This is a genomic window from Prosthecobacter sp., assembly GCF_014879935.1.
Classification (GTDB): domain Bacteria; phylum Verrucomicrobiota; class Verrucomicrobiia; order Verrucomicrobiales; family Verrucomicrobiaceae; genus Prosthecobacter.
In genome coordinates, this window is the sequence record NZ_JACSRD010000112.1 from 1 (window position 1) to 16,420 (window position 16,420).

General features: G+C 58.6%; 16 protein-coding genes. 1 reads left to right on the forward strand and 15 read right to left on the reverse strand.

The genetic code is table 11. The annotated features are described in order from the left end of the window. Positions 1–251 precede the first annotated feature (251 nt). From cas2 to IAE77_RS07725, 13 genes are all read right to left on the reverse strand, one after another. The gene (cas2, locus tag IAE77_RS07665) at positions 252–569 is read right to left on the reverse strand and encodes a CRISPR-associated endonuclease Cas2 (RefSeq protein WP_294224222.1); all 318 of its coding nucleotides are present in this window, start codon (positions 567–569) and stop codon (positions 252–254) included. A 37-nt stretch (positions 570–606) separates the two neighbouring features. Next, positions 607–2,904, reverse strand: coding sequence for a CRISPR-associated endonuclease Cas1 (cas1, locus tag IAE77_RS07670; protein WP_294224224.1), 2,298 nt, complete (start codon positions 2,902–2,904; stop codon positions 607–609). 26 nt (positions 2,905–2,930) lie between these two features. Then, a complete protein-coding gene (locus IAE77_RS07675; RefSeq protein ID WP_294224228.1) occupies positions 2,931–3,371 on the reverse strand; it encodes a four helix bundle protein in 441 nt (146 codons plus the stop codon). A gap of 108 nt (positions 3,372–3,479) precedes the next feature. Then, on the reverse strand, positions 3,480–3,755 hold the full coding sequence (locus IAE77_RS07680) for a hypothetical protein (RefSeq protein ID WP_294224230.1): 276 nt from the start codon (positions 3,753–3,755) through the stop codon (positions 3,480–3,482). 18 nt (positions 3,756–3,773) lie between these two features. Beyond that, a complete protein-coding gene (locus tag IAE77_RS07685) occupies positions 3,774–4,271 on the reverse strand; it encodes a Fic family protein (RefSeq protein ID WP_294224233.1) in 498 nt (165 codons plus the stop codon). Positions 4,272–4,312: 41 nt separating this feature from the next. Beyond that, positions 4,313–4,519 carry a hypothetical protein gene (locus tag IAE77_RS07690; protein WP_294224236.1) on the reverse strand — a complete coding sequence of 69 codons (207 nt, stop codon included), beginning with the start codon at positions 4,517–4,519 and terminating at the stop codon, positions 4,313–4,315. Beyond that, positions 4,516–4,659, reverse strand: a complete 144-nt coding sequence (locus IAE77_RS07695) for a hypothetical protein (protein WP_294224242.1) — start codon at positions 4,657–4,659, stop codon at positions 4,516–4,518. Before IAE77_RS07695 ends, IAE77_RS07690 begins: the two co-directional genes overlap by 4 nt. Next, the gene (gene csb2, locus IAE77_RS07700; RefSeq protein ID WP_294224245.1) at positions 4,652–6,331 is read right to left on the reverse strand and encodes a type I-U CRISPR-associated protein Csb2; all 1,680 of its coding nucleotides are present in this window, start codon (positions 6,329–6,331) and stop codon (positions 4,652–4,654) included. The genes IAE77_RS07695 and csb2 overlap by 8 nt, the downstream gene beginning before the upstream one ends. Before the next feature lie 6 nt (positions 6,332–6,337). Continuing rightward, on the reverse strand, positions 6,338–7,450 hold the full coding sequence (locus tag IAE77_RS07705; protein WP_294224247.1) for a type I-U CRISPR-associated protein Cas7: 1,113 nt from the start codon (positions 7,448–7,450) through the stop codon (positions 6,338–6,340). Between the two features lie 32 nt (positions 7,451–7,482). Beyond that, a complete protein-coding gene (csx17, locus tag IAE77_RS07710) occupies positions 7,483–10,248 on the reverse strand; it encodes a type I-U CRISPR-associated protein Csx17 (protein ID WP_294224249.1) in 2,766 nt (921 codons plus the stop codon). Positions 10,249–10,253: 5 nt separating this feature from the next. Continuing rightward, complete coding sequence (locus IAE77_RS07715) at positions 10,254–12,959, reverse strand: DEAD/DEAH box helicase (protein WP_294224252.1); 2,706 nt, start codon at positions 12,957–12,959, stop codon at positions 10,254–10,256. Between the two features lie 6 nt (positions 12,960–12,965). After that, positions 12,966–14,132: a PDDEXK nuclease domain-containing protein gene (locus IAE77_RS07720; RefSeq protein WP_294224257.1), complete on the reverse strand. Its 1,167-nt coding sequence runs from the start codon at positions 14,130–14,132 to the stop codon at positions 12,966–12,968. A gap of 253 nt (positions 14,133–14,385) precedes the next feature. Further along, positions 14,386–14,652, reverse strand: a complete 267-nt coding sequence (locus tag IAE77_RS07725) for a hypothetical protein (RefSeq protein WP_294224260.1) — start codon at positions 14,650–14,652, stop codon at positions 14,386–14,388. Between IAE77_RS07725 and IAE77_RS07730 the strand changes: the two genes are divergently transcribed. After that, positions 14,651–15,148, forward strand: a complete 498-nt coding sequence (locus tag IAE77_RS07730) for a hypothetical protein (protein WP_294224263.1) — start codon at positions 14,651–14,653, stop codon at positions 15,146–15,148. The genes IAE77_RS07725 and IAE77_RS07730 overlap by 2 nt on opposite strands. Before the next feature lie 124 nt (positions 15,149–15,272). On the opposite strand, the gene IAE77_RS07735 is transcribed toward IAE77_RS07730, so the two are convergent. Together IAE77_RS07735 and IAE77_RS07740 are read right to left on the reverse strand one after the other, a co-directional pair. Further along, the gene (locus IAE77_RS07735) at positions 15,273–15,608 is read right to left on the reverse strand and encodes a hypothetical protein (protein ID WP_294224264.1); all 336 of its coding nucleotides are present in this window, start codon (positions 15,606–15,608) and stop codon (positions 15,273–15,275) included. Positions 15,609–15,712: 104 nt separating this feature from the next. Continuing rightward, on the reverse strand, positions 15,713–16,417 hold the full coding sequence (locus IAE77_RS07740; protein WP_294224268.1) for a VWA domain-containing protein: 705 nt from the start codon (positions 16,415–16,417) through the stop codon (positions 15,713–15,715). Between the last annotated feature and the right edge of the window lie 3 nt (positions 16,418–16,420).

Here is a 16,420-nt window from a genome sequence, read left to right on the forward strand (position 1 = left end):
GCTTCAACGGGGCCGCCGCTCATGAGCGGCGGAGAGTGTCGCTCCTGTGTGCTTGCAGAATCAAGGCTTCCATCCGCACTTGGCGAGCGGTTGGGAGGATTGAGTCTGCCGGCACAGAGGGGCGAGCGGGATTGTGGGCCATTGCCTTCATTTTCAAGGCGCGAGCGCGTCCGGGGGCTGGAAGCGCCACCGGGGCGCTCGCGATGAATGATTTGGAGATGTGAAAGATCGAAAACCAAGACGTGGGTGTTCTACACCACGTAGCAGGGCGCATCAAACCGCGAGTAAGGCAGCCCGAGCGAGGAGATCACCCGGTCGCCGCGCCCCTCGGCGGGGCCGAGGGAGACGAAGAGGACTTGATCCTCGTCCTGTTTGATGAGCGCCTTCAGTTCACGCTGGAGCACGGTCAGCTCACGCGGGGTGAGGTCGCACTCAAAGACGGAAAATTGGAGATGGGTGCCGTGGTTTTTGCACACCTTGAAGACCTTCTTCAGCCGCTTGTCGTTCGCGATGTCGTAACACACCAGGTAGGTGTGGCGGGCGCTGATCAGAGTGGAGCGGTCGGACACGAGATTCCAAATTTGAGATTTCAAATCAGCCATCGGACTACCGCGTCACCATGGGCACATAGTCAGGGATTTCACCGGTCAGCCAGCGGGCGAGCAGGCGGGCCTGCAGTTCCAGCACACGGCGGTAGCTCACCTTGTAATCGAAGACCGGGTGCGTGATCAACGCGTTCATGCGTTGCTCGTAGGCATGAAAAAAGGCCTTCCGTCCGTGCGGCGTCAGGTTCACGGCCTCTCCGGCGCGGACAAAGTGACCCGGCGTGACCATGCGATTGTTGATCGCGGTCAGCACGGCGCTTTCGGCGACCAGTGGGCGAAATTCCTCCATGAGATCGAGCGCCAGCGCGGGCCTGCCGTGTCTCGGCTGGTGGTAAAAGCCCACATAGGGATCAAAGCCCACCGCCAGAGCGGCGATGGTGCAATCCTTCGCCAACAGGCTGTAGGCGAGCGATAGCAACGCGTTCACCGGATCAGTCGGCGGGCGGCGTTTGCGATGCGTGAAGTCAAAGGTGAAGGCCTCCGTCTCCGCCTTCCGCCGCTCTTGCGTCTTCGAGTTTGTCTCCAGGCCGGGGATTTCATCCTCCAGGTCGTCCTCGCCCACTTTGATCATCCCGGCGAAGTGCTGGAAGTAGAGCGCCGCCGCCGCGCCTTCCATACCGAGCAACTCGTCCAGCCCACGAGCATTCGACACGCGTCCGGCGATCTCTTTCAGGCCCACCACGGCGGCACTCGGCGGCTGCGTGTGCAGGCGCATGAGCATCGTGCGGTGGTTGCGGATCTTCGCCTGCACGATCTTCTGCGCCACCGCCAGGCATTGCAGCGGGTTCGATGCCACCGCGAACTGCTGGATGCGCGTGTGTACGTTCTTCAGGCCATGCCCGCGAGTCAGACCATAAAACCAGCCGCCCATGCTGAAGTAGGCCACAGGGATTTCCTGCTCGCAAAGTTCCTGCACGGCCTGCGTGCTGAGCTGGATGTTCCCAAACAGCGCCACATGCGTCACATCGTTCAGGCGAATTTCGTCAATCACGCTGTCACCATCCTTGATGACGAGTCGCTCGGACTTGATGCCCACGCGATGCCCCTGCGTGTTCAGGTAGAGCGCTCGCTCGTCATCGCGTGCGGCGATCAGGCGACGTGGGACAGGTGTCCCACCTGTCGCCGGTGTGGCGGGCATTTTGCCCGCCTTTGCTTCGGACACAGCGGGCAGGATACCCGCTTCACTCGTGACAGGCAGAATGCCCGTCCTACCCGCCAGCATCCGTGTCTCGTCCGGCAGACAAACAGGCGCAAGGGAGCAGCGGACGCACTTGGGACTGTTCACCAGCGGCGGCGGGATCGTTGGCGATGCGGCCAGTTCGCGGGCCTCGGCGATCTGGGCGATGATCCACGCCTCCAGCTCCGGCGTCATGCGCAGGGGCACGCGCTGTTTCGTGGCGCGGTAGTAAATGACACCTTCATCGCAGGTGTAGCCGTTGTCCCGCAGGATGAGGATTTGCAGACCGAGCTGCATCTTGTCCGCATCCCACAGCTCGTTCGACTCCAGGCCGACCTTCGGCGCACCGGCTTTGTAGTCCACCGGCGTCACGCTTTGCACCTCACGACTGGCAAAGAGATCCTCGGCACTGCGTGCGGTCATCTTCACTTCGATCAGGTCCATCTTCGCCACCACGCCCAGGCGTGTGGAGCTGAGCATGGCGGAGCGGGAGTGGATCGTCTCTTCCTTGGGCGTGCTCTCCTCTGGCGCGTGCGTTTTCAGGTCGGCGAGGTCGGATGTAGCCGCGCCTGCAAAGGCGTGGTCAGTTGTAGCGTGGCCCGGACCTTCCACCATTCCCCTATCCGCAGGCAGGATGCCTGCGTCACTCGTGTCAGGCGGGACGCCCGACCTACGCCGGGCCTTCGGCAGCGCTCCTTTGCCGCGATCCACCTTCTCATGAATGGCAGAGCCGCGCTCCGTGTCCGCGTTGCTCACGAAGACACCCTCCACCTGCTCATAGTAAAACAGGCGCGGGCAATACACGAACTCGTTGAGCATCCGGGCACGCAGAGGCTCTGCTGAGATTTCAGATTTGAGATTGGAGATTTCAGATGGGGAGCCTGGTGCTGAGGAGATTTCAGATTTGAGATTTGAAATTTCAGATGAGGAATCTGAGATCAGTGATCTGAGATTTGAGATCGTCGGGGCATCCTCGGCCTCATTTTCTCTCCGCACCCGTGTGATGCCCCAGAGGTCCAGCTCGGGATGATCCGCCGGCACCGGCAGCGGCTCCGGGATGAGGAAGTCCTCCCAGCGCACCCGGTCGGGTGGGACCATCGCGCGGGCGGAGCGGGAGTGCATGGATTTCAGATTGAAGATTTCAAATTTCAGCGGGATGCTGAGCCTGTTGGCTTGCGGGTAGGCTTGGTCGTCGAGATGAGATGTCTCTGGCCCTTGATGTCGCTCTTCTGCAAGGCGTCTGCCCATGCGCGAATCTGACGGCTGCAAGACTCCGAGAGGGCTAGGATGTTTGAAATCTGTGGCTTGTAGTGAGTCAAAGCGGGGCGTCGGTCAAAAAAGCGCATCATGCTACGCACTTCTCCGGCAGAACCGCGTGCGATGTAGAGATAGGCCAGCAGCTCCTTCGTTGTCCCTCGCTCGAAACCCTCGGCGATGTTGTTGCTCACCGATAGCGAGCAACGATCTAGCTGATCGTGTTTTCCGCGAGTGACGCGAGCGCCTGCCTCCAATAAAAAATCCTCGGCCATCTCCGCCAAACGAATGGCGTCCTGCCACACGGGCACGTCCTCAAATCGCTTGTAGGTCATAATTAAGGATAATCTGTGATCTTCGATTTCAAATCTCAAATTCACTTGGCCTCTGACGAGATTTCAGATCTCAAATTTCAAATCTGAGATATTCCACTGGGTTCGCAGTCAGATGCCCGTGGGCAAAGATGTGGCGGATGCAGGCATCAGCGGATCTGAAATTTCAAATTTCAAATCTGAGATCCACCTGAGCCCGCCAAAACAGGCCGCCAGCCGCAGCCGGTTCGCGAAGCGGTAAAAATCAAACTTCGTGCCGATGAAGCCCAGCCCTGCCAGCGAATCTCCCGCCGCCTTCACCAACACCCGCCCCCGATGAAACCCCGGCAAGGCTTCCTCCAGGTAAGGGTAGGCGGCGGAGTTCGGAGGTTCAGGTTCAGCATTCATCGGTGACGTCTCCTTCGCTCAGGCCTGGCTGAGACGGCACTCCCAGACTTGCATCAAAGGCTGCCAGTCCTGGCGGTCCGCCGCTTCCAGCGCTGCGAAGTAGGCGGCCCGGCCCTCCTCGGTTTGCGGGGCCAGTTCCACCCGTGGCAGGTCCAGGCGGCGCAGCAGTTCCAGCAGGAACACACGAATCGTCCGCCCATTGAAGTCCCGGAAGGGATGCACGGTGAGAAACCTGCCCTCGGCAAAGGCGAGAAACTCCAGCAGCAGCCCCGGATCACCGGAAACCGCGCCTGCCCAGCGCGCCTGGAGATCCAGCCCATAGTCCCGCATCAGCGTGGCCAACTGCCACGGCGCAGGAGGGGAAAGCCTGCCCACCGTCACTTCGATGTCACGCCAGCGCCCGGCCCAGTCTGGCATCAAGTCACCCGCGATGCCCCGGTGAATGTCCTTCACCAAGTGCTCATCCAGCGCTGCTTCCGCGAAACACTCATGCTCAAACAGCTCCAGCTCCAGCAAGGCCACACGTTCCGCCAGCAGCGGTGCCAGCTCGGCATAGCTCAGGGTTCCGAGCCGGGTTTCGATGAACCGGGTGGCATTTTCCGGGCGTGTGTCGCGAGTGTCTCTCGAATCAGCTCGATGTCCACCGGCTCCCGCTCGAAGGCCATGCTCTGCGCCACATCCAGAGCAATCGCCTCCCGCCGGATTTGAAGCTTGCGCTCCGCCGGAAGACTCCGCCACTGGGCGATGTTCTGGGTCCACGTCATGACTCATGGAGTATGCGGTGCTGGAGGTGAATGTTCAAGAGTTGAAACAAAACTCGCGCCTTCACCCACACCCGCCCCCGATGAAACCCCGGCAAGGCTTCCTCCAGGTAAGGGTAGGCGGCGGTGGAGGATTCAGGCATGATCGACGGGGACGAAGAGGCCGAGGCCGAAGTGGGAGCTGTGGCCTAGGGCTGGCATGGGAAGTGTTACGGGTTCGTCAAAGGTTAGCTGCATGAAGAAGCCGATGCGGCGCTGGTGAGCCTTCATTGAGTCGCTGCTGTTTTGGTGTGCGGCAACCTCAATGGCTTGGTCGAATGGCAACGCGGAGAGGTCATCGCCCTCCGGGGCACGGACGATGTCCCAAGCTGGCATGAGTGGGATCTCATCCGTGCTTGTTGTCGGTACCGAGGAATGCTGAAGCGCCGATAGCCGCTGGATCACGACCGGGGTGCCGACTCCGACTTCCCTCAAAGCCTTGGCAAGTTGAAGCTCCGGTGTGGCGTTGGCTTTGGCCTTCGGATTGGATTTGTCACCACGAAAGAAGTGGCCCGGCGGGATGAAGGGGGTGGTGCTCTGCCAAACGCGGCTGCGAAGCGGTTGTGTGGCACAATCACCCGTGGCGAGCTTGACGTCAGGGGGCGGCTCTTGGCCCATTGCGATGAGGACAGGATTCACCGGGAAGCGCCCCTTGCCCCAACTGAGCTGGCGGATGCGAAGCAGGACATCCACCTCGGCACGGGTGAGGCCCATCGGGCACCAAAGGTGCAGGTCTGTTAGCATTCCTGGTTGCGAGTCATCTTGCGCCATCGGCAGGTAAAAAGCGTGCTGGTGGCCTTCGAGTGGGCCGTTGGTATCCTTGCCGAGCAGAGCCGGACTTTGAGAGCCGTTGCCGTGGACTTTGCAGAGATGATGATTGGCTGCGGCTCGAAACAGCTCTGCCAAAGTGACAGTGAACTTCGGGGCGATAGGCACACGGCATTGCAGGGAGAAGCGCAGGTAGCGGGCAACTTTCGGACCATCCGATGGTGCTGGCTTGCTGGGCTTCTTTTCGGTGCGGGGAGTTTTCACCACCCACTTCTGCGGCCAGCCCTCCGGCATTTCGTAGGACACGAGGCAGCCGCCATCCACCTGCATGTCGGTGGCGAGCATTTGGTTCACGAGATGAATGGGCGCGTTCTCCACTTGGGTGTCGGAGGTTCTGCGCTGCCAAAGGTCGGTGAGTTGAAAGCTTGATGGATCAGGGCAAAAAACGTCACGACAATTTGGGGCGATGCGTCGATGCGGCTCGTCGCCTTCTGAGAGACAGGGCTTGCACCAACCAAACTCTTTGGGTTCGGGCCAGTTGTCAGGCTGAAGCGTGGCTTCGCAGATGGAGTCTGCCCTGCCAAAATAGGAGACGTGTTCCAGCAACGTCGTCAGAAGAGCTTTCTGCGTGTCATCCAAAGTCAAAGCACCCCAGCGGAAGCAAATTGGCAGTGAAGTAGCAGCGAAGTGGTTTTCGTGACGCGTGGTTCCGTAGCTCGCCGTCGCTTTGTCCCCTTTGCCGTAGTTAGGCTGATAGTGAACCGTCTGGGAGAAGCTGACTTTGCCAATGCCGATGAGCGGGAGGCGTTTCCCGAGTGCCTCTATGAGTGCTCTCAACTCCTCGGAATGAGCCATGCCAGGATGAGAGCGGAACCAAGCTGAGGCAAGAGAACGGAGCAGTCGCCAAGGGCTGGGAGGCCATTCAGCCTCCTTAACCCTTCCTGGGTTTTGCCCCCACGGATGCGCGTGGTAGCGATCCCAGTAGAGTTTGATCTGGATTGTGGTCATGGCCGCTTAGAACTGGAGGGTGAGCGGCGAGCGGCCAGTAGGAAGATGAGCGTTGGGGATGACTCCATCAGTGCCGACAAGAGACACTGAGGCGATTGCAGCATAGCCGAAGTCACCCTTTGATGAGGCCGTGCCCTCAATGGAGTATTTTGGAGAGACCTCGTCACCGGCGTCATCCCGCTTGATCCGCAACTTGCACTCTGTCCGCAGACTCAACTCATGTTTGAGCAGATCAAGGAAGGTGGCGACTTTCCAGAGGGCGATGGCAAGCAGCAGTTGGAGTCTCGCGGACTGATGTGGGCCGGGCTGATCATTCTCTCCCACGCTATCGAGACGAAGTGAGGCCAGCAGTCCGACATCAATAGAAAATCTGACTTCGATCTTCTTGGCGGTGATGCGGGCTTTCTGGAAGATGGCTTGGCCTGACGCACTCTCGACATCGTTTTGACTGAATTTGATCCCTGGGACAGTGACTCGATTGCAGTCAAAACCAACGATGGAGGCGCTGAGAGCGCGAGGTAAACGGAGGCCAACGAACTTGATTTGCTCGTTAGAAATCTGGAAGCCGTGAATCAGTGACATCGGGTCGAGACTCATGACCAGAGGGAAGACATTTGGGATGTTTGCCACGGGCATGGACTTGCCCCCGTCAGTCATTGCCAACGTTGTCTTGATGTGGTCAGCAAGGGTGGTTTCACCACCACCTTGAGTGAAGTTTGCTTTTCCTTTCGCAAGGAAATCAGAAGCAAAGCGGTGACCGTCGATGGTTGATGCTGTGGTGAATTCCTTTTTGGTTTCTGCTTTCAAGTAAGGCAAGCCTGCAAAGGTGGGCTTCAAGCTGCCGATGTATTTGTTATCAAAACACACTTCTTCCAAGCGGTTCGCCATGGAGGCTTCGGATTCGATGAGGCAGATGAGTCCGTTTTTGCCGCTGGGGTCTGGATATAGAACGGGACCGAGGTCGGGGAAGCCGGTGGGCTGAATGAGGGAGCCTTCGTTGGAGGGTTCCAGTTCAGCAGTAATGAGGATGCGGCGGCAGCCTGCGGGAACGGTAAAGCCTCCGAAGGTGAAGGGCAGTGCAGGTGCTGGCTGTGTTGTGGGTTCGGTGGTGTTGGACATGACGGATGTGTTTGTTGGAGTTGAGGTGAGATTTAGGCAGAGAAAGGCAGGGTGATCGCCCGGCGGAGTTGCCACTGATCTTCCCAGGCAAGGGGGATGCAGACGGCGGCGGCGAGGCGGGCGGGATCGACGAGAGTGTCAGTGAAATTCAGGTCGGTGGGGTCGAGACGGATGACGTAGCGCCCGCTGAGAATTTCCTTTTCCTGGCGGGATTCGGCTCCCCAGGGATTCTGAACACCCCAGATGCCGATCCAGCGTAGCGCCTCGCTCACGGCCACGGGCAGGCTGCTGGCGGAGCGTTGGCAGAGATGGGAGATCGGCTGCTGGCTGCGGCGTTTTTTCCATGCACTTCGGTTCTGTCTCTGCCACTCACACTCCAACTCCAGCAGGGTGCGCAAGGCAGCGTAGGCTAAGGGTATGGCGGGTGACGTCTTGGATTCACCGTCTTCGGCAAGATCGAGCGGCGCGGCATCGGCTGCTGCAAGAGCTTTAGCTGTCTCCGCTTCACCATCATCATCTCTGCCATCGGCCTTCTTCTCGAAGTGCCAGCCGATGAGACTGAGCGCTTCGATCCAGCGGGCGATGAGGTGATCATCCAGCTCATGATTCAGAAAGGCCATCACATCCGACAGCCGTGCCTGATGCACGCCACGCAAGGCGGGTTGGTCGTCTTTGAGCGAGTCCATGTAACGCCGCTGGAGCACGACGGTGAGGTCGTGGCAGAGATCCGTGCCCGTCCAGACGGCTTGGTAGCTTTTTTCTTCCAGTTGCCAACGTCCAAAACTGTAGGCGAGTGGTAGCAAAGAGCCGAGCATGGGCTGAACTTTGGAGTTCCGCTTTTGATCATGTTGAAGCATCAACCCAGGGATGGATGCGATAGCACGAGCAACGCGGAACTCGGGAATTGCCTCCAGATCCTTCAAAAGCTCATGCCAATCATTAATGGGCAGTTTGTCGAAGAAAGTACCTATACCATGCACCTTCGCACGAAAGGTTTTGGAGATGGCTAGCTGGCGGCTGGCTTTGAAAATCGACTCCAGCAAGGCCATGCAATGATGCGCTGTGGGATCGAGGGCCGCTGTCTCCATTGCGGCATTGATCTCGGCCCGAACAGTGTGGGGGCCATCCTTTTCGATTTCCCCAGTTTTCTTATTTCGGCTAAAATCAAACTGATCAATAAAACAGCTCTCATCCAATGGCGAGAGGGCGCGGTTTAGCTGAGTAGCGGCTTTGTTGTTACTGGCAGCGATGTAGCGTCCGGTTGTAATCCAAGGGACTTTACTGCCTTTCATTCTGAAGCGGAACTCCTGCCACCCTGCGAAACCAGCATCCACTCCTTGAGAGTTCATCGCCCGGACGAATTCTGCCGAAAACCGGGCTTCCTTGCCTGAAAGCCGCGCTTGAGCGTCGGTGATGAAGCTGGCGAGTTCGTCGAAGGTGGTTTTGCGATCCCAGAGCGGAAACCACAGGGAGGAACTGGTGCCCGTTATTGTATTCTCATCATCCACCATTTCTTCGGCAGAATCGAAGACGAAAGGGAAAGCCGCGAATCGCTTGGAGTTGGCCCCGAGCGTGCGGGACGCCCCTCCCCGCATGGCGAAGGCTCCTTCAACAGCGAGAACGTAATCAAGCGGATAGATTGGGTAATCTGACTGGACCCACCCTGAACCGATATTATATGACTTGAATGCGTCGGGGAAGAAAGGTGAAGCACCATCCTTGGGAGGAGCGTCTTCTGAGGCTAACCCAAAGAGCGAGCCTTTGACGTTGTTCTCGGCAGCCACTTTTGCAGAGAGGAAAAAGCCCCAGAAGGCTCTGAATACTTCGCTATTTCCCGCTTTACCTCGATTCAGGAACAAGGGGCTGTCCATGGGCCTTGCCGACGCTCTTGTTGTGAAAACAGAATCCATGGCTTGCGATGCCGAGTCGGGAACTTTATCCCTGAATTGCTCAAGTAGCGCGGTTCCGTTTGTTTCATCAGCTTGGAAGTCGGCGAAGAAATCACGCCCCAAGTTAAGTGACGTCAAAGCATCTGGGTGCGATGCTAGCTCATTTGCCAGCAGAGCCATAACTGCCTTTTTACCTGATTCCTTGATCTGAACTGAATACTCAGCACCGGCCATTGGAGCTAGACTGCTGAGAGCGGATTCGTCCTTGAGGTCAAAAGTGAATTCGCTTTTACCTGGAATAAACTTTTTGATCACAGAGTCGGTAAACTTGATGCAGCGCTCTAAATTTGGGCGCTGATCCGACATTGCCCCAAATAGCTTTGTACGAGCGGCGTCTGACCATGAAATTTGGACCGTAGTTTTGGGCTTCTTTTGTTTCCCGATTGTGACGATGACGGAGATGTCATCTGTTGGTTTTAACTCATTCTCTGCCAGCTTTAACTCGAAAGGCTTTTCAGGCATCTCTGGAACTCCATCTCCCTCAGGTTTTGGAAAGCCGTGTGCTAGTAGCGCCTCTTTGTTGGCTTGCCAATAATCATGCCATGACTTCGGGGCACAGCGAAAGATGACGATTTTCTTCTCATCCATTCCACCGCCAGTGTTCCACGGCGAAAATACTGGTGTTGGCTGATAGTTCTTCTCAAAGAAATCCACCAACGACTCCATTGTGGGATACTTCGGCGAACGGAGGTAGAAGATTGCGTCATCGGGGTTCCACCAGCCTTCGGCATCGGGATCGCGGTGCTCAGGAGCGGCGCATTTCGAGACGACGCGGAGGATGCCCATGGCCTTGAGGTAGTGGCCGAGGATGTCGTGGCGGCAGCCAGGGAGTGGAATGGGTGAGGACATGGAGTTCAAGCAGTTGGGGTGTCCTTGGCGAGAATGGATGCGCGGATGTCCGCAGCACGGAAGAGAGACTCGAGATAGGCGAGGCGGAAGGGTCCGTAATGTTCCAGGAGTCGCAGGACGCCACGGGTGTAACTTTCGTTGCCATCGGCATCGCGGCCCATTTTGCGGCCGTCGGTGGAGAGTGTGGTGGGGCCGAGGGTTTCAGTGCCGATTTGCACGGCTTCCAAGGTGTCGCCGTTAGCGATGCCTCGGACAGAATCGGCGTCTTTGGCCTCTTTGTGGTTCTTGGGTAGTTCGTCGCGCAGGACTTTCCGCACATGACCATGGTGGGCCATGATAAGGTATTCGGATAGGAGGCTGGTGATGGGGCGGGCGGTGCCTGGACCGTGCTTCGCTATCTCTGACTGCCGGAAGGCTAGCGCGGAAGCGACTTCATGGGCGATGCCTGGTTTGAAGCTGCGACGGAGTTTTGTGATCTCACGCTTTAGTTCAGTGCCGGTAAACTTGGGGTTTCCGTCAACGTCTTTGAGTTTGAGGCTGTCCGACAATTGAAATTTGGCAAGAGGCTGATGCTCAGAAGGAATGACGATGTTGGCCTCATTGAGTGCCTTGATGGCTGCGTCTCTCCATGAAGCGTGGTTTTTGCCGAGATCGTGCCAGTGGATGCCCTGAGCGCAGGCTTGACGTTCTTCAGGCAAGAGGAGATCGGTAGGCAGTTCTCGGAGGATGCCATCAAAGGCAGAATGCACTTCTTGTGTGTGTTTTGAGATGCTTCGCCATCCGTTTTCGAGGCTGGATAGCATGTCTTCGTCCGACATTGTAGGGCGGGGCTCGAAGAGATCAGAGACAGGCTGATCTTTCTCATTCCCCGTCCAACCGGCATCCACGGAGTAGCCGCCCGCTGTGGATGGAAGCAGGATGGTCATGCCGGGATACACATCACTGTCTCTGACGCTGATCCAGCCTGCCTCTTTGCCTCGCCAGACCCAGCCTTTGCTGAGAATGGCGCGGGCATCCTTGACCTTGCCGAAAGGCACGGAGCAAAGTTCCTGGCGCTGGAAATCGGGTTGGTAGTTATGATCGGGCTTGGAGCCATCCCATTCACGCCAGAGCACTTGGAAGTCGGTGTCAGTATCGGTGCCGCGAACGAAGGGTGAGACATCGGTGAACCCCAAGGAAAGATTGGCATCCGTGTCGAAGAAGTCGAGCAACTCGTGGCGCTGAAGCGAGTAGGGGCAACGCTCGATGGACTTCTCAATAGCGGGCTGGATGCGCTCTAGTCCTCGTGGGGATGCGTCGGTTTTTAGGGACTTGAGAGCGGTGAATGCGTCGTGACACTTTTCCCAATTGTAAGGGAGGTGGGCAATGGTGGCCGTTTTCGTCTCGTCCGCCATTTGCTCCTTAGTGCGCTTGGCTCCGTCTCTGGGGTCGGGAGCTTCTATGCCAAGCACGACAGCCTGTGGGTCATAGTTGAGTTCATTGAACTCGCCATTGCGATTCAGTCTGCCCAAACGCTGAACGATGGATGCCAGCGGTGCGATTTCCGTCCAGAGAATGGCGCTCGAAACGTCCACGCCAGCTTCGATGACCTGGGTGGCTATCACTATCTGGCTGGAGTGTGCTGCTTTCAGCCGTTGAGTTTGCTCAAGGCGCTCGTTGGGCCGGAAACGCGAGTGCATGAGGAGCAGGTCTTCGGCGTGGTTCTCACCTAGCGCCGCTTTGATGGCGGCATAAACGCGGACTGCACGGTCCACGGTGTTTACGATGATCAGTGTCCGGCGGGGGATGTCAGCGGGAGCTTGCTGCAAACTTTGCACCATTTCACGATGATGCTTCACAATGTCTGCGATGAGCTTGGCATCTGGCTGCTTGTCTTTGCTGCCAAAGTTCTTGTCCTGCTTTGGTACGAGTTTCTTTCTGGCTCCCAATCGTTGAGCGATTGGACCGCTGGTGGCGATCTTTTCATCTTTGAGATTGAAGATGAAATCGGTGGGGCGTTCTATATCACGCCACTCGCGGGTTTTGAGCAGCTCTGCATTAACCGTGGCAGAGGCATACCAAGTGACCGAGCGGCTGCCGGGCATTGAGCCGAACAGCCCCGGCCCTTCGCGGCGAAATGCTTCTAACTGACATGCCGTGCTCAGCCCTGGCCCCATGAGTTGCGTTTCATCCAGCACCCAGAGGCAGTCGTTGTTCAGCAAGCCGAAGTGCATCGGCCAGCGGTAGCGGCTCATGCCGTAGCCGCGATTCAGGGCGCGAGAAAGCAGCATGTCCTGGGTGCCGATGAGGATGGCGTCGCGTTCGGGATGCAGGTCCCACGGTTCGGTTTCCTCGCCACCCATGAGGATGTGGACTTTAGGATGTTCGCCTCTGATGAGTCCTGCGCCGGCGAGGTTGGTGATCCATTTCTCGGCCTCACCCGCCGTTTGCTCCACCAGCGTGCGCATGGGCAGGCAATAGACGAGGCGGCGGGGCCAAGTGGAGTTGGGTTGCTGTCGGTTCCAAAGCCACGAAAGAACGACGGCAGCGGTCTTGCCCAGGCCAGTGGGGACGCTGATCAGGCGGCTTTCGCACGGACCAGACGACCGGAGCCAATCGCTTTCACTTTGGCCTTGCTGCTGTTTGCCACAGGCGAGGCGCTTTTGGTAGTCGTAAGGCTGGCGTTTGTCATCGAACGCAGCGGAGAAGAAGGTTTTGAAGTCTTCGGGCATGGCGAGTCAGGCTTCGGAGGGTTGATTTTGCAGCCAGGCGGCGGTGTCTCGCTCGATGAGGGCTTGCAGATCCTCGGGCTTGGGGAGGGCGACGAGATAGCGTGAGACGAAGAGTTCCTGGTCCAGCCCGGCGGTGGCGTAGTCCACGCGGGTTTGCTTCTTGTCGGTGCAGAGGATGAGTCCGACGGGCGGCTGATCGCCAGGGGCCAGCATGTTGTCCTTCCAGTAGTTGAGGTAGAAGTTCATCTGGCCCGCATCGCCATGTTTGAAGGGGCGGACTTTGAGGTCGATGAGCAGATGGCAGCGGAGGAGGCGGTGGTAGAAGACGAGGTCGAGGTAATCATGCTCGTCGCCGACGGTGACGCGTTTTTGCCGGGCCTCGAAGCAGAAGCCGGTGCCGAGTTCGAGCAAGAAGGACTGCAAGTGATCGAGGAGAGCTGTTTCGAGGTCTTTCTCCAGGTAGTGCGGCTTTTCGGCCAGCCCGACGAACTCGAGAATGTAGGGATCACGGATGAGATCGGCGATTTGCCCGGGTGTTTCGAGTGCCTGCTGGCGGGCGTGCTCAAGGACGGCCCGTTTGTCGGTGGAAAGGCCGGTGCGCTCGTAGAGCAGGGAGCCGATCTGGCGCTGGAGATCACGCACGACCCAATTTCCTTTCAAGCACTCGTTTTCATAGAAAGCACGCTTCCAGGGGTCGTCGATGCGAATGAATTCGAGGAAATGAGTCCATGACAACCGCAACAGAACCTGAGCGGGCAAGGGCGTGGGGGCGGCTCCTGCTCCAGCATCGGCGGGCTGCGGCGGTGCTTCAGTGGCAGGGGCGGTCAAAAGGCCAATCGGTGATTGGCCTTTTTGAAGGTGGGTCAGCAGGGCTTGAAATTGGCCAATCGCTGATTGGCCCATTTGGGGATAGGTGCGGTAGAAAGTGCGGCAACCTTTGAGAGTGCTGAGTCCGAGTCCGGTCATGCCTTTGGCGGCAAGATCGTCGCAGAGGTTCCGCAGCATTCGCTCGCCATAGGCAGCCCGGTCGTCGCCGTGCTGCTCGAACTCAACAATGAGGCAGCCGACCGTCCAATTGCGAAGGACGTGGAGGTGATTGACGGCCTTGGCCGTGCCGCGAAGAGCAGCGCTGTGAACGTTACTGACGGTGGAAAGCAGGTCGGTGTAATTCATGGCTGGAATCGAGGCTTGACGATCCAAACTGGGACTGTATCGGTAAAAGTCAATACTTCCCTAAAACCCATCAATCTACAATGAAATGTTCTTTCCATGATCCCGCACCGATGACGCTTGTCAGCGGTGTTCAAGGTGATGGCCCCGTTGAAGGATTGTTGACTGCTGGGTGGCCTTCCATGCCTCTGAGCACTCTCCGCGCTCCTTCGGGAGCGCGGCCCCTTTCTCATCCTCCCAGCCGCATCTGGCAGGCTCAGGCGGCGGCCAGTTCGAGGGCCTCCACCTCGGCGATTTCGATGCGTTTCGAGGTCGCCGGAATGCCGCGAGGCAGGCGAACCGGGATTTCCTCGCTGACGCCATCCACGGTGAGGGTGACGACGCCTTCCGAGGCGGAACTGCTGAAGGTTTCCTTCAAAATGAGGAAGTCTGGTCCCATCTGGGCCACAGGCACCTCCACCCCACCGAGGCGCAGGATCATGCGCACGATGGAGGAGTGGCCGATGGAATTTTGAGCTGCCATGTGGAAGAAAGATTTGCTGCCTGATGCTGAAGCCTACGCCTGGAGGCGAGGGCTGGAGCTGAGCGGACGGCTCGGGGACGGCGCTGATGGTAATGTCTGGAAGGTGCGCGGCAAGCGCAAGCGTGTCTCGTGGGCGCTGAAATTGCAGGCCGGGACGGCAGGCTACCAGAGGGAACGAGACTGCTACGAGCGCCTGGGCGAGCATGGAGTGAGCGAGATCGCCGGATTTCATGTGCCGCAGCTCATCCGCAGCGATGACGAATCGAACGCCATCGAGATGTCCATCGTGAGCCGCCCTTTCATGCTGGACTTTGCCCAGGCGTATCTGGATGAGGTGCCAGAATTCCCTGACGAGGTGTGGGAGGAGCGACTGGAGACGTGGCAGGAGATCTATGCGGAGGACTGGCCTCAGGTAAGCCGTGCTCTCCGGGAGCTGCGATGCCTCGGGATTCACTACCTGGATGTGCATCGTCAAAACATCGCGCTGGCTGGATGACCACATTCCTGTCTCGCCCACAGGCAGCAGAGAATTCATTTCCTGAGATCGTCGCATGGAATTCACGATGACATTCAAGTCGTAATCTGAGCAATCGTCCATAAGTTTATTATGGTGATCTGGTTCACACCGCCATGACGCGGACGCGCTCTGGGTTGGCTTCGAGGATTTGCAGGTGCGTTCCCTCGGGGAGGAGGACTTGCAGCGGCTGCGGCCAGGGAACGATGGCCGTCTGGCCGCGTTCCAGCCGGATGAGCGGCTCGTCGGGCGAGGGTTTTTCGAGATAGGTGACCACAGGACGCGGAAACCCCGCGTTCTGGCGAACGCGCCTGCACGCCAGGCTGCCCGCCGCCGTCATGCCCAGCAAGGCGGCGAGCAGGGCCAGTCCGGCCATGCCCGCGAGGACCGTCCCGACCAGGCAGAACGCAAAGAATGCTTCAAGCGGCTGAGGATGTTTCATGATGCGTGATTTCAAAAACTGACCCCGCCCGCAGCGATGCGGGCGGGACTTCCAAGCACTGACCCACTGACTCTCTGGCTCACTGACCCACCGGCTCCTCCAGGCTACTGCTTCGCTTCCTCCTCTTTGACGATCTCACTCATGGGCTTGACGGCGTCGGCGAGCACGTCCGGCGGCGGGGGGATGGCCGAGGCCAGGACCCGGGAGGCGCGCACTTTCCGTGCGATGGCCCCACCGGTGGACATCATTCCCGCCGCGCTGGCCGCCACGCTGCCGCTGTGGCTAGCGCTGATGCTGAGGGAGGCGGCGGTGGCGATGGCGTCCTGGTTCGCGGCGAGGAAGTAGAACTCCCAGCCCTTCGCATCGCGATGGTGGGCGATGAGGTCGCTCACGTGCGCGAGCGTGTACTGCCGGGAGGCGTTTTCCTCCCCGTCGGTGAAGATGGCGACGATGACCTTCGCCGGCTGGTGCGCGGGCGGCAGCTTTTGCAGGCGGATGTCGAGCTCCTTGAGGGTGCGGCCGATGGCATCGAGCAAGGCGGTGCCGCCACGCGGCACAAAGGTGGCGGCGGTGAGCTGCGGCACTTCCTGAAGGCGCAGGGCATTGACCGGAACCTCATACTGGTCGTCAAACTGCACCAGCGTGAGCCGTGCCTCTCCCGGCACGGTCAGCTGGACCTTCAGGAAGTCATTGAAGGCGGCGACGGCAGCCTCCTGGAGGGGCTGCATGGACCCACTGCGGTCCAGAATGTAGGCGATTTCGATGTGTTTTTCGGCGGTGACGGAGGGTGCGGAGGATGTGTTGCTCATGAC

Bases quoted from the DNA above. Each gene is read 5' to 3' on its own strand.
- IAE77_RS07680 (WP_294224230.1), bottom strand. From the start codon at position 3,755: ATGAATGCTGAACCTGAACCTCCGAACTCCGCCGCCTACCCTTACCTG.
- IAE77_RS07695 (WP_294224242.1), bottom strand. From the start codon at position 4,659: ATGCCTGAATCCTCCACCGCCGCCTACCCTTACCTGGAGGAAGCCTTG.
- cas1 (WP_294224224.1), bottom strand. From the start codon at position 2,904: ATGCACTCCCGCTCCGCCCGCGCGATGGTCCCACCCGACCGGGTGCGC.
- IAE77_RS07735 (WP_294224264.1), bottom strand. From the start codon at position 15,608: ATGAAACATCCTCAGCCGCTTGAAGCATTCTTTGCGTTCTGCCTGGTC.
- csx17 (WP_294224249.1), bottom strand. From the start codon at position 10,248: ATGTCCTCACCCATTCCACTCCCTGGCTGCCGCCACGACATCCTCGGC.
- IAE77_RS07740 (WP_294224268.1), bottom strand. From the start codon at position 16,417: ATGAGCAACACATCCTCCGCACCCTCCGTCACCGCCGAAAAACACATC.
- IAE77_RS07730 (WP_294224263.1), top strand. From the start codon at position 14,651: ATGTGGAAGAAAGATTTGCTGCCTGATGCTGAAGCCTACGCCTGGAGG.
- IAE77_RS07720 (WP_294224257.1), bottom strand. From the start codon at position 14,132: ATGAATTACACCGACCTGCTTTCCACCGTCAGTAACGTTCACAGCGCT.
- IAE77_RS07725 (WP_294224260.1), bottom strand. From the start codon at position 14,652: ATGGCAGCTCAAAATTCCATCGGCCACTCCTCCATCGTGCGCATGATC.
- IAE77_RS07675 (WP_294224228.1), bottom strand. From the start codon at position 3,371: ATGACCTACAAGCGATTTGAGGACGTGCCCGTGTGGCAGGACGCCATT.
- csb2 (WP_294224245.1), bottom strand. From the start codon at position 6,331: ATGACCACAATCCAGATCAAACTCTACTGGGATCGCTACCACGCGCAT.
- IAE77_RS07715 (WP_294224252.1), bottom strand. From the start codon at position 12,959: ATGCCCGAAGACTTCAAAACCTTCTTCTCCGCTGCGTTCGATGACAAA.
- IAE77_RS07690 (WP_294224236.1), bottom strand. From the start codon at position 4,519: ATGACGTGGACCCAGAACATCGCCCAGTGGCGGAGTCTTCCGGCGGAG.
- IAE77_RS07705 (WP_294224247.1), bottom strand. From the start codon at position 7,450: ATGTCCAACACCACCGAACCCACAACACAGCCAGCACCTGCACTGCCC.